This is a genomic window from Pirellulales bacterium (assembly GCA_035939775.1).
Classification (GTDB): domain Bacteria; phylum Planctomycetota; class Planctomycetia; order Pirellulales; family DATAWG01; genus DASZFO01.
Genome location: DASZFO010000118.1, coordinates 1 through 12231 on the forward strand (window position 1 = coordinate 1; position 12231 = coordinate 12231).

At 60.1% G+C, this 12231-nt stretch carries 11 protein-coding genes; 6 read left to right on the forward strand and 5 right to left on the reverse strand.

Annotated elements, in window-relative coordinates; translation table 11 throughout:
• The coding region (locus VGY55_07570; GenBank protein HEV2969832.1) for a choice-of-anchor tandem repeat GloVer-containing protein at nt 1–1336 on the reverse strand (1336 nt) is incomplete at its 3' end.
• Nucleotides 1290–1871 carry an NHL repeat-containing protein gene (locus tag VGY55_07575; GenBank protein ID HEV2969833.1) on the reverse strand — a complete coding sequence of 194 codons (582 nt, stop codon included), beginning with the start codon at nt 1869–1871 and terminating at the stop codon, nt 1290–1292. The genes VGY55_07575 and VGY55_07570, both read right to left, overlap by 47 nt.
• A 559-nt stretch (nt 1872–2430) precedes the next feature.
• Between VGY55_07575 and VGY55_07580 the strand changes: the two genes are divergently transcribed.
• On the forward strand, nt 2431–2775 hold the full coding sequence (locus VGY55_07580; protein HEV2969834.1) for a 4a-hydroxytetrahydrobiopterin dehydratase: 345 nt from the start codon (nt 2431–2433) through the stop codon (nt 2773–2775).
• A 75-nt stretch (nt 2776–2850) separates the two neighbouring features.
• Here VGY55_07580 and VGY55_07585 read toward each other — a convergent pair whose 3' ends face one another.
• The gene (locus VGY55_07585; protein ID HEV2969835.1) at nt 2851–3861 is read right to left on the reverse strand and encodes a site-2 protease family protein; all 1011 of its coding nucleotides are present in this window, start codon (nt 3859–3861) and stop codon (nt 2851–2853) included.
• A 49-nt stretch (nt 3862–3910) separates the two neighbouring features.
• Nucleotides 3911–4729: a hypothetical protein gene (locus VGY55_07590; GenBank protein HEV2969836.1), complete on the reverse strand. Its 819-nt coding sequence runs from the start codon at nt 4727–4729 to the stop codon at nt 3911–3913.
• Between the two features lie 304 nt (nt 4730–5033).
• On the opposite strand from VGY55_07590, the gene VGY55_07595 reads away from it, so the two are divergent.
• The 4 genes from VGY55_07595 to VGY55_07610 all read left to right on the forward strand — a co-directional run bounded on the left by VGY55_07595 (nt 5034) and on the right by VGY55_07610 (nt 7946).
• The gene (locus VGY55_07595; protein HEV2969837.1) at nt 5034–5387 is read left to right on the forward strand and encodes a hypothetical protein; all 354 of its coding nucleotides are present in this window, start codon (nt 5034–5036) and stop codon (nt 5385–5387) included.
• A 51-nt stretch (nt 5388–5438) separates the two neighbouring features.
• On the forward strand, nt 5439–5882 hold the full coding sequence (gene cynS / locus VGY55_07600) for a cyanase (protein ID HEV2969838.1): 444 nt from the start codon (nt 5439–5441) through the stop codon (nt 5880–5882).
• A gap of 103 nt (nt 5883–5985) precedes the next feature.
• On the forward strand, nt 5986–7296 hold the full coding sequence (locus tag VGY55_07605) for an arabinan endo-1,5-alpha-L-arabinosidase (GenBank protein ID HEV2969839.1): 1311 nt from the start codon (nt 5986–5988) through the stop codon (nt 7294–7296).
• A gap of 167 nt (nt 7297–7463) precedes the next feature.
• Nucleotides 7464–7946 (forward strand): hypothetical protein, encoded by a 483-nt coding sequence (locus VGY55_07610; protein HEV2969840.1) that lies wholly within the window; start codon nt 7464–7466, stop codon nt 7944–7946.
• Nucleotides 7947–8075: 129 nt separating this feature from the next.
• On the opposite strand, the gene VGY55_07615 is transcribed toward VGY55_07610, so the two are convergent.
• Nucleotides 8076–8375, reverse strand: coding sequence for a hypothetical protein (locus VGY55_07615; protein ID HEV2969841.1), 300 nt, complete (start codon nt 8373–8375; stop codon nt 8076–8078).
• 439 nt (nt 8376–8814) lie between these two features.
• Between VGY55_07615 and VGY55_07620 the strand changes: the two genes are divergently transcribed.
• Nucleotides 8815–12231: tetratricopeptide repeat protein (locus VGY55_07620; GenBank protein HEV2969842.1), on the forward strand; the 3417-nt coding region annotated here is incomplete at its 3' end.

Genomic DNA, 12231 nt, shown 5'->3' on the forward strand with positions numbered 1-12231 from the left:
CGGTTCCATCGTTCGACGCGCCGCCTCGTTCGGTCGTGCCGTAAAGCATCGAACCCGCGAGCGTTAAGCCGGCGGATGGAGCGACGCCGTCGGCGCCGGTAAACGTGTGCAGGATCGCGTACCCCGTACCGTCGGTGTTGACTTTGAACACCGTTCCACCTTGAGTTACGCCGTAAAGCGTCGAGCCGGACAACACCAGTTGGCCAAGCGGATTTCCACGATCCGAGCCAGATGAAAAGCTGTGCAGAATCAGATGGCCAGAGCCATCAGTGTTGATTCGGAACACAGTGCCATAGTCTCCCAACTCGCCGCCGTTCAATGTCGTGCCATACAGCGTAGAGCCGCCGAGCGTCACGCCGGCATCCGGGTACTTGCCGTCAGCCTGGTCGAAGCTGTAGAGGTTTGAATACCCCATGCCGTTCGTGTTGACCTTGAAGACTGTTCCCCCGTTGGTTCCACCGTATATTGTCGTCCCGTAAAGGGTCGGGCCGGAGACCGTCAAGTCGGCATAGGACGTGTTGGGACCATATGGCGGCGCCAGGAAGTCGTTGTACAAGACGGAGTATCCTGCACCATTCGCACTGACGGTGAAGATCGTCCCGTCGTTCGACGTTCCGCCAAACGCGGTGGTCCCGTAAAGCGTCGAGCCGGAGAGCGTTACGCCGGCATAAGGCTGGCTGCCGTCCAATCCCGAAAAGTTGTGTAGTACAGAGTACCCTGAGGCGTCGGTGTTGATGTTGAAGATCGTTCCATCGTTCGATAAACCGCCAAACTGGGTCGTCCCGAAGAGCGTGGCGCCGGAAAGCGCGAGACTGGCCACAGGGCCGCTGCCGTCAGCGCCTGAAAAGTTATGTAGGATCGCGATCGGTGCCGCGTCGGCGGTGCTCGACTGCGACAAGAGGAGTGTCACGACTGCCGAGGCGGCGGCGACTGCCGAGCGCGTTGCTGAGAGCCGTCGGCGACGGACGACCACCAATAGTCCCACGAACCCAGTGCAAATGAGAATCAAGGCGGATGGTTCGGGGACGGGTGCAAACGCGAGAAACTGCGGCTCCCCGATTCCTGTGCTCGCGAAGGTGCCGAGATCGCTACCGGTCGGGCTGAACTCTTCGATTTTGTTGGCAGAACCATTCGCAGCGTACAGATTTCCGCCAGGGCCAAAAACAAGGCCAGCGGTTAGTTGCGCCCCCGTACTGGCAAACACGCCGAGGTCGTTGCCTGTCGAACCGAATTCCTCAATGCTTCCGCTGTTGTCAAAATAGTTCGCTGCGTAGAGGCTGCCCTTGTGGTCAAAAGCGAGACCAACCGGGCCATGCAAGCCAGTGCTGGCAAACAAAACTCAGATCGCCGCCTGCGGAGTTGAATTTTTCAATCGTATTGGCGTTAAGGTTTGCCGCGTACAGATTGCCGCCGCTGTCAAATACGAGACCTTGTGGACCGAGCAAACCACTGCTGGCAAACGCCCCCAGGTCAGCACCAGTCGGACTGAACCTTTCAATCGTGTTGCTGCCGTCGTTGGCTGCGTACAGATTGCCGTTGCGGTCGAAGGCTAGGCCAACGGGTCGGCTCAGCCCAGTGTTGGCAAACGTGCCCATGCTTATTCCGGTCGGGCTGAACTCTACGATTGAGTTCGTATCGTAGCCGGCAACGTACAAGTTTCCGGCCCTGTCGAAAGCTAGGCCAACCGGACGATTAAGCCCAGCGCTCGCAAATGAGCCAAGGTCAGTGCCCGTCGGACTAAACGCTTCGACGACGTTTGTGGCACCGTAGGCGACATAGAGAGTGCTCGCTTGCGTGGTGGCCTTCAGGGGGAGCAGCGCAAAAACCGTGGTTAGTACAAACGAAATCGCCTTCAATCTGAAGTTGTTCATTAGCGTTCTCCTTCGTCGGCAAGGATTAGGGTGGTGGATGGCCGAAACGTGCGTAACGCGATAACGCGGTGGCTTCGTGGCGCAATAAAAAGAGCGCCAACCAAGGCCGCTCCTCCAGCCCCCGCCAAGGGGCGCAGCAGAACAGCACCTGGCGGCGCCCCTTTAACAGGGGCGCTCGTCCAAGCACTGCTTCTGCTGCAAGAGCCTGTTGGCTCAGGTTGGCGGTTTTGGAGGAAGCAATACGGACGCTTGCGCGTCGTTCAAATTGTGTTCATGGCCGTTGTCGCGGCCGTATAATTCTCTCGATGAATCCTTGATGAAACCACGGCGTCGAGCCGGAACGAACCCTCATCCTAGCGAGGGGACTCGGCGCCATCAAGAAACCGCCATCGAAAACCACGCGGCGCAAATGCGCGCCAGATGATTGGAATCGTGCGCTTCGGCGTTTTTTGCCTCGTTCAAGGCGATCCGGTATGCTGCCAGGATGGTGATCGGCCCGGCTTTGCGATGAACCGCTGTGGCCGAGCTCGCCAGTCTCTTCATTTGCAGAGGTCCCGCCATGGCCGAAGACCATTTGCTGACCGAGACGGAACTGGCCGAAGCTTTGCGGACCCTGCCCGACTGGGAAGTCCGCGACAATTGGTTGCGGCGGGCCTACCACACGCCCGGTTGGCCCCACACCATGTTGCTTGCCAACACGATCGGCTACCTCGCCGAGGCGGCCGGGCATCACCCGGATCTAAGCATCGGCTATGCTCAGGTGACTGTGAAGCTCCAGACCCACCGCGTCCGCGGCATCACGCCGAGCGACGTCGAACTGGCCCGGCGAATCGACGAAGTCGTCCTGTGGAAGCCGGCTGCGGGAAGCCCACTTGGCGGTTTTCCCAAGCGCTGGACCCATTGATCCAGCGGGCACGGCCTGGGCGATAGTTCGGGGAGGAGAGACGCGATCGGGATTCATGCACATCCTAGGTCCAAGTTAATCGCCTAATCCCGTCCGTGTTCGGACCGTCGAGATGGCGGTCAGGAGAACGACCAGCAAACAATAGGTGATCGCCGTTTTCCAGATTCCTTCCTCCCGAGGCTTATCGCCCAGCGTGCGGCCGAAGCAGATCAATCCGAGAACCATGAGCAATCCGTCGTGCGTGCAAAACCATGCCCCGACGACCGTGGTCGTGGCCAAGAGTTTTTGCAGCCGCGACATCGCGTGAAAGCCCCTGCCCCCGTCGAGCGGGCTAATCGGCAAGAGGTTGAACAGGTTTATCCAAGCGCCGACACCCGCGATCGCGGCAAAGATCGGGCGATCTGTGGTGAACCAAAGGCCCAGTGCAACCACCGCCGCCCCCAGTCCGTAGATCGGTCCGGCAAGGCCGATCTCCGCGTCTTCTCGCGGATTGACCACTTGCTGCTGGAGCCGGATGAGCGCGCCGAGACCCGGGATGAACATCGGCGCTGTCGCTTTGAAACCGTAACGGCGCAGGGCGATGACATGCCCCATCTCATGCACATAGATCGACAGCACTAATCCCAGTGCAAACTTCCAGCCCCAAGCTGTCCAGTACACGCCCAGCGAAAGAAGCATCGAGAGGAGCGTCGTCCCCTTGGTCAAACCCAGCAACAAAGCCTTGAGCTTCCATAGCATCAGACCCATCGCTCCCACGCCCGTTGCGACGCGCAAGGCCGGCGCTTTCTGACTGGTCAACGGCTCGGTGGGAACGGCGCTCAGCGGAATGTTTCGCCCCAATTCCGTGACCTTCGCCGAGATCACCTGGTGTTGTCTTGATTCGGAAGGCAATAGGCCCAGAGCTTCCCGCCAACTCGCCAGGGCGGTTGGAATATCTCCGCGGTCGGCGGCTTCTCTTGCCTGTTGCGCCAGCGTCGCCAGCCGATCAGCATGAACCAGCCGCGCGCATCGCGGGCAGGCCAACATGGTGGGCGCCAATTGAGTCGCGCATTGAGGGCAAGTTTCGATCGTCGGCTCAATGGTCACGGGATCACCCAATGTTGCGAATCGTTGTTGCGGCGCCCGCATTCCCGTGCTATGCCGAAGTGCCGCCGGCAGAGCCGGGGTTGGCGATCTCGACCGTCGTGGCAACCGACGGCTGCGGCCCCATCTGATAAGGGCCGCTAATCGGCAATGGTCGGCGTGCGTTGAACTTCCATGCCTCCCACAAGGCAAAGCCGATGATCAGCAGCCCGATTATGTTCTGCGCGCCTGGCAGAAACGGTGTGGCTAACGAAAGCGCGATTACGAGCAACACGAGAAGTGCCATTGCTCCAATGGTCCGGGCTAGTCCCACCTGAGGTTTTGGGTTCTCTGGCGACCCGGACGCCGCCTTACCAGCAGCATCGCCGGTTGCCGATCCCGTTTGAGACTTGTTATCGACGCCCGGTTGAAGAGCAGCCTTTGAACGATGCTCGCGTGCGACACGAAACACCGCTTCGACCACATCCGGCATGTAATTGGCCGCGATGCAGCAGTAGGTGAGCGCGACGGCAAGGACTTGGTAACCGCGACCTCCTCGGCCTCCCGATCCCTTACGGACTGCCTTGCCGACCATGAAGCCGACCAGGATTGCTACCAAGCCGATCTCCAGCTGCGCCACGCGACGGATCAGGAACCAGATCAGCGCGCCTAACAAGCCGGCGCCTAAGCCCATTAGAGTCGCTCTGACGACGCGACCAAATTGGCTTCCAGATGGACCAGCAATTACTCGTTCGCGGCACACAGGGCACAGCAACTTGTCGCCCAGCGCGTAATAGGTCGAGGCGATCGGCTGGCGGCATGCGATACAGTGCTGCCCGGCCACCGGTGCAGGCGAATTCGAGTTCCCTGCTTCAGCGGTGGTGAACTGCAAATCATCCGCCGAATTCGGAGGCAACGGAGATTCCGACATTTGCGGTCCTTGTATGGAAAATGCTTTTGGACGCGATCGGCATTCGTTTCCGATGGCCCCGGAATCGACCCGGGATCGGAATGGTCACCATTCTATCAGCGTGTCACCCCCCTGTGTCTAGCGAGGTGAGTTTGCCCCAACTATCCTCCCGCGAGCCGACTCGGCGAAACGAATTCGTTAACAGCCCGGACCGATTGTGTGAACTTCACGTTTCGGCGCATTAGAATCACCTGCGTGCAACCCCCTTCCATCCTGAGGTGACACCATGCCCCGACCCAAGAAATCCAAAGCATCAAAAGCCCAACAGCCCAGCCGAGCCGAAATGATCCGGCAAACGGCAAACGCCCTTGGCAAGCGGTTTCGACCACGAGACATCATTGCTGCTCTGAAAGAGAAAGGCGTCACGGTGTCGAGTACGCTGGTCAGCAAGACTTTGGCTGCGGCTGGATTTCGCCGCCGGCGCCGGAGGGGAAAGTCGAACGCCAGTGCGGGCGCGACCAACTCCACAGGCCAGGGATTGAATCTGGACGCCCTGATTGCCGCCAAGGCCATGATCGAGAAGGTCGGCGGCTTCGAGAACGCAAAGGCGGCGCTCAGCGCGCTGAAGAAGCTGCAATAGGCGGAAGCACGACCCCTGTTTCCACGATGCCATTACAAACCGGAGGGTGAAATGACTCGCGCCGAAGCCACGCAGAAGATCCTGACATCCAAGAAACAAAAGGGGCTGACGTTTGAGGCGATTGCTGCCGCCGTCGGCCGGCATAAGGTCTGGGTGACGGCTGCCCTGCTGGGTCAGGCCACCATGTCGACGGAAGAGGCGCAAAAGGCCGGCGCCGTGCTGGGCCTAGAATCCGATGTCGTTGCTGCGCTTCAGGAGTTTCCCACCAAGGGATCGCTCGATCAAACGGTGCCCGTCGACCCGCTGATTTACCGGTTCCACGAAATCACCCAGGTCTACGGCACGACGCTCAAGGCGATCATCCACGAAATGTTCGGCGACGGAATCATGAGCGCGATCGACTTCGAGCTGGACGTGCGGAAGAAAGAGGATCCCAAGGGGGATCGCGTCGTCGTCACGATGAATGGCAAGTTCTTGCCGTATAAGAAATGGTAAGCGCGCCGCCGCGGGAAGTGAGGCTGAGAGCGAAAACCCGTCAGAACTTCTCGATACCTGGTTCCACCTTCGTGCTTCTTCTTCCTGCGCCGCGAGAACCAAGATGAATTTCGATCGACGAACCACGCGGCTCTGGTTAGCGGCCATGCTCGGTGTTCTCCCGGCAAGGCTTCTGGCAGATGACGCCGCGGTGCCGGGCCGCGATGTGCTATTCAATTGCCCCGATCCGGCGGTGATTCAGCCGCCCGGCGGCAACGACGTTTATGTGTTTTCGACCGGCAGGGGGATTCCGTTCGTCCGCAGTGACGATCTCGTGCATTGGCGGAGTGCGGGGCGGGTCTTCGATCGCGATGTGCCGGAATGGGCGAATGCTGCCATCCCCAATGCGCGAGGCATCTGGGCTCCCGACATCCGCTGGCTCAACGGGCGGTATTACCTCTATTACGCCGTATCGACGTTCGGCAGTCAGCGCTCGGTGATCGGGCTAGCGGTGAACAAGACCGTCGACGCCACGAATCCCGACTACCGCTGGGAAGATCGCGGCTTGGTCATTGAATCGGGGCTGGGAAAGACCGATTTCAACGCGATTGATCCGGCCATGTTCGTCGATCGCGACAATTCGCCGTACTTGTTTTGGGGTTCGTTCTGGAGCGGGATCAAGGCGACGAAGATCGATCCGCAGACGGGTAAGCCGCCGGTGGGTCCGCTGCAAGTCACTGCCGTTGCCCGGCGGGCGAAGGAGGTTGATCCGCCGGCCATCGAGGCGCCATACGTGATGTTTCACGACGGCTACTACTATCTGTTCGTCTCCTGGGATTCTTGTTGCGATCCGCGTCGAGCGACGTACAAAGTGATTATCGGCCGGGCCAAGTCGGTTTTGGGTCCCTTTGTGGACCAACGCGGACGGCCGATGAGCGAAGGGGGTGGAACGCTGGTGTTGGCCGGTTATGGGCACTGGCGCGGCCCGGGGCATAATAGCGTTCTAAGCACGGCGAAGGGAGACTGGCTGGTCAATTCGGGCTTCGATACGGACTTCCTGAGGCGTGGGCGCGTTCTTCAGTTCCGGCGCATGTACTGGCTCGACGATGGTTGGCCGGTGGCCGGTGAAGCATTGACCGAACCCGTGAAGTCCGATCGACCGGACACCAAACCGCCGAGCGCCGCTGGAAAATGGACCCAGTGGATTGACTATGCCGCCGAACATACGATCACGCTCGGGCCTGACGGCACGAGCACCGCGCCGGGCGGCGCTGGTTCGTGGCAACAGAACGGCGCATCGCTGGTCCTTCAATGGAAGGCTGCCGAGAGTGGTTCGACCAATACGGAGAACCATGCGGTCCTCGAAGTCGACGGCCGGAGCTACGTCGGTCGCGACTCTCGCGGCGAGGTGATTTTTGGGCTGCGGGCGAAGTGATTCGGACTGTTCACCGACACGAAGTGTCCTCTAGGTCCCGAGTCGCGAGGGGATCTATGTGCTCGCGGATCAGGTGAATCGACGGTCAAAAATTGCGGAGCTTTTCGTCGGTTCGTGCGATTTGGCTCAGCTGCGCCGTCACTTCAGGCCGCCTTCTTCTCCTCGCCATGTCCGACCTCCACGACCCGCAACACCCGGCCGCTGTCGCCATAAAACTTGACCTGTCCCTGGCTGGCCATCCAAACGGCCCGCAAGCCCGCGAACTTGAACTCGCGACCGACGTAATAGCCGGCCAGCGTCAGCAGCGATTCGCCGATCGGGTCGGCATCCGCCAGCCACCGGGGCCATTACCACCGGGCGATGTCTATATATATATGGAGAAGCGGTGGCGGGATCTCCTCACCCTGGCCCTCGATCGGTTCTATGTCCTCCGCGGCCAAATCGTCCATGGTGCCGCAACCCGTGGCAGCAGCCTGAATCGTGCGGTATTGAAGCAGTGCAGCCAGGTCTTGGAGGGACTGCTGCCGCAGATGCCGCATTTGGCGATCGAGCATGGGGCGCACGACAACTCGCCGCCGCTCTGCTATCCGTCAGTCTACGAGGAAGGGCCGCCGGCAGGTCGTCGTCCCCCGGCGCGTCGGGCACGGTGAGCGCCAAGCGAATCGGCAATCATCGAGGGTGGTCACGTGAATTGTCCATGACGCGATTGTCCGGTTCCGCCGATCACGGGCCGTTAAGTGCGGCTCTCGCGCGCTGGTTGGTCCGCTGTTTTCAACAGGCTAGCGAGGAAACTGCGGCTTCTTTCGTTCCAGTGCGTCGGCGATCGCTCGATCGCGAATGCGGGCAAGTCGCCTTTCGACGGCGCAGACGACCTCAACTTCCAAGGGCTTCGGTCCGTCGTGATCTGAATCGGCAGTTCGACGCTGCTGAAGCAATGCCGAGCGGACCTGATCGGTGCCTTGTCCCTCGTGCAGCATGGTCTTTGCCACAATGAAGGCGGCTTGGTATTCGTGGGGTTCCCGCGAGCGGCAGGTCAGATGCACGCGGCGTTCGAGATCCTCGAAGTGCCAGTCTCTCATGCAAGAGGTGTTGGAGCTTTCCGGCTGATTCCGTGCTATGGCGGGTCTCCTTTCAATGGATGTCCGGCGGCCAAGATGCCATTTCGATTCCGATAGCACAAGATCGAAATCCATGGCAGCTCGCACCGATCCAAAGGCATCTCGAACGGCGACGTTCGTCCGCGGTTAACACCGCTTTCGGCGCCGGCCATCGTACCCGGTCGCTTAAACTGCGTAGAACCGCGACAGCCGAAGGATTAGACGGTCGGCATGAGAAACGAGGGATCGCAGGGTCGTGCTTGCTTCGCGTCCGCGCACGGCGGACAATGTGGGCGATACGGAGGATTCAGCGGCAGATCGAATCACCACACGTCCTGTTCAAGCGCCCGGAGGATTGATGTCGCTGGTAGCCATTATTTCGGACAGCGCGCGGAAGCGGTTCGCGAGCGTCCATGGCATAATGCTGCTCTCTGCACTGATAACTCTCTTACCCGCCGAGGCAATTCGAGCAGGGCAAGCCGCAGCCGAGGAAAAGTCGCTAACGTCGGAGCAGCAGGAGCGGCTCAAAGAGCGCGACCATTGTTCCAAGGAACTCGAAAAACTCCTCGCCGATGGGAAACTAACGGAAGCTGTTGCTGCGGTCGAGAAGAAGTTGGCGATTGAGCGCGAGGTGCTGGGCAGCGACGATTGGGAAGTGGCGACTTCGCTCGAACGCTTGGCAGAAATCCAAGAATTGCAACAGGACCTTGCCGCGGCGCGTAAGACCTGCGAAGCGGTGCTGGCGATCGCGACGAAGCGGGCCAAAACGGCCCCGTGGCAGATGACCGATGCCCGCTTGGCGCTGGATAAGGTCTCGCTGCTGGAAAAATTGGGATCTCAACAGCGGCGTCAGTTGGCCGACGCCGACCGGTTAGGCTACCAAGTTGATGCCTTGATCGGTCAGCGGCGTTACCGGCAGGCCATTCCACTGATAATGCGCGGGATTGAACTGAGAAAGGCAGTGCTGGATCCGTCACATCCCCTGTTGGCCCGCAGCTTCCATGCCACCGGCTATCTGTACAATGTCACTGGCCAATTTGCTGAGGCGGAGCCTTGGGCACGCAAGGCCGTCGAAATCGGACGGCAGGTCTTGGGTGAAAACCATCCCGACTACGCCACCAGCCTCAGTAATCTGGCCTTCTGCCGCGATGGCCTGGGAAACATTGCGGAAGCGGTCTCGCTCTATCGCCAGACTGCTGAGATCCGCCAGCGAGCGTTGGGACCGGCGGCGGAAATGACGCGGAGCGCCCGGAAATCTCTCGCCCGCGAACTCGACAAGCTGGCGGAGAGCCTAATTCGACATGGCGACCTCGCCGCAGCTCGCCCTGCGCGCGAGGAATCGCTGCACATTCGCACCGAGCTATTTGGTGCAGCGAATTGGCAGGTGGCCGACGCCCGGCGGGCCTTGGATGACCTTAACCAACTGGAAAAACTCGATTCCCGCGAGCGAGCGCAGCTTACCGAGGCGGATGATATGAATCGTCAGGTCGGTGAGCTGCTGAATTCGGGCAAATACAAAGAGGCCCTCGCCCCAGCCCAACAAGCGCTGGAAACGCGGCGAAAGCTTCTCGGCGAGAAGCACCCCGCGTACGCAACGAGCCTGCACAACTTGGCCATGACCTATAACGAACTGGGCGAATACACGAAGGCCCTAGCGCTGGACGAGCAGGCAGTGCGAATCGAAAAGGAGGTTCTCGGCGAGAAACATCCTGACTACCTTGCCAGCCTGAACAACCTGGCCGGGCTTTATCAAACAATGGGAGACTATGCCAAGGCTGGGTCCAGCTACGACGAGGCGGTCGCGACCGCCAAGGCGGTCTTGGGCGAAAAGAATGTCGATTACGCGACCACGCTGGGCAACGTGGCCCTCTTTTACCACGAACGGGGCAATTACGCGAAGGCCGAGCCGCACTACCAGCAAGCGGTTCAAATCAACAAAGAGATATTTGGCGAGGATGATCCGCATTACGCGCTGTGCATCAGCAACCTGGCCGGCCTGTATCAGGATATGGGAAATTACGGGAAAGCCGAGCCGCTCTATCGAAAGGTCTGCGAGGTATACAAGCTCACGCTGGGCGAACAACATCCGAGCTACGCACTCAGTCTCAACAACCTGGGCAAGTTGTACGAGGAGATGGGGGATTATGCCAAGGCCGAACCGTTATTGCTCCAAGCGCTCCAAATCCGCAAGAGCGTGCTGGGCGAGAAGCATCCGATGTATGCGCAGAGCCTGGTCAATGCGGCCGGCATCTACCGATTGACGGGTGAATACGCCAAGGCCCAGCCGCTGCTGGAGCAAGCAGCCCGGATCAGGAAAGCGACCGTTGGCGAAAGCCACGCCGATTATGCCAACGTCTTGGTCGGTCTCGCGATGCTTCGCGAGCAACAGGGCGACTTTGCCAAGGCCGAGTCGTTATGGCGCGCGGCGCTCGAAATCTACGGCAAGGCGCTCGGCGAACAACACCCTGACTATCTGCTCGCACTCGACGGCCTGGCGGCAATTTACAAACGGATGGGCGACTACGCGAAGGCCGAGCCGCTTGCGCAGCGATCCGCGAGGATCTACAAGGACATCCTCGGGGAAAAACATCCTAATTATGCCGCCAGCCTGAATAACCTCGGCAAGCTTTATGTTGCTATGCACGACTATATCAGGGCCGAGCCGGTCTTGCTGCAGGCGATGCAGATCCGAAAAGATGCGTTCGGCGATCAGAGCGTCGACTACGCGACCAGCCTGAACGAACTGGGTGTTTTGTATAAGGGGATGCGGCTCTACGACAAAGCCGAGTTGTTCTATCGACGGTCGCTCGCGATCGACAAGGAAGCCGTTGGCCCACTGCACCCCGATTATGCGCAAGCCCTGAACAATCTGGGCACGCTCTACATGGCTATGGGGAACTACACAGAGGCCGAACCGCTGTTGCGGAATGCGGTTGAGATCAAGAAGGCAAAATATGGCGAGCAGCACCCGGAATATGCTCTCAGCCTCGAAAACCTTGCCGCGCTCTATAACGACATGGGCGATTATGCCAAGGCCGAGCCGCTCAATCGGCAGACGCTCCAGATCAACAAGGCGGCTCTCGGCGACCAGCACCCCAGCTACATTCTTAGCCTGTACAACCTCGGCGTTGTTGAATTCGGACTCCGTGACTACGCCAAGGCCGAGACATTTCTGCTCGACTCTGTCGGGCGCGCGCGGCGGCAATTGGAGATGACGGCCGCCGTTCAGTCGGAACGGCAACAGTTGCAAATGTCCCAAAACCTCCGGAGCTACTTGGACCAATACCTGTCGCTAGTCGAGGAGGCGAACCTGCCCCCCGACGCGGCCTACGGCGAAGTGCTCGCCTGGAAGGGCGCAGTCTCCGCCCGGCAACAGGCGATCCGGCGGACTCGGGAGATTGTCAACGGAGGCAAGTCGCCGGAAGCGGCCGGGTTGTTTGAAGATCTCACTCGCACGACGCGGGAGTTGTCGGAACTGTCGCAGACGGTTCCCTCGGCATCGCAGCGGGAAGAGCATCAGCGTCGCCTCGCCAAGTTGAGCGACCGGATCGAGCAGTTGGAACGATCGCTGGCCGGCGCGAGCCAGGAATTTCGCCAAGCGTTGGACGAGCGCCAGCGTACGCCCGCCGACGTCCAGAAGTCGCTGCCGGCCGACGCCGTTCTGGTCGATCTTCTGGAGTGCGGCTATTACGTCCCGCCCAAGGAAAAGGGACAACGGCCCCGAGACGAGCGCCACCTGGTCGCTTTCGTGGTTCGCTCCGATGGGCCGATTCGGCGCATCGACCTGGGACCAGCTCAAACGATTACGGCGGCCATCGAACGCTGGCGAGCAAGCTTC

Bases quoted from the DNA above. Each gene is read 5' to 3' on its own strand.
- VGY55_07575 (HEV2969833.1), bottom strand. From the start codon at position 1,871: ATGAACAACTTCAGATTGAAGGCGATTTCGTTTGTACTAACCACGGTT.
- VGY55_07580 (HEV2969834.1), top strand. From the start codon at position 2,431: ATGGCCGAAGACCATTTGCTGACCGAGACGGAACTGGCCGAAGCTTTG.
- VGY55_07595 (HEV2969837.1), top strand. From the start codon at position 5,034: ATGCCCCGACCCAAGAAATCCAAAGCATCAAAAGCCCAACAGCCCAGC.
- cynS (HEV2969838.1), top strand. From the start codon at position 5,439: ATGACTCGCGCCGAAGCCACGCAGAAGATCCTGACATCCAAGAAACAA.
- VGY55_07605 (HEV2969839.1), top strand. From the start codon at position 5,986: ATGAATTTCGATCGACGAACCACGCGGCTCTGGTTAGCGGCCATGCTC.
- VGY55_07610 (HEV2969840.1), top strand. From the start codon at position 7,464: ATGTCCGACCTCCACGACCCGCAACACCCGGCCGCTGTCGCCATAAAA.
- VGY55_07615 (HEV2969841.1), bottom strand. From the start codon at position 8,375: ATGAGAGACTGGCACTTCGAGGATCTCGAACGCCGCGTGCATCTGACC.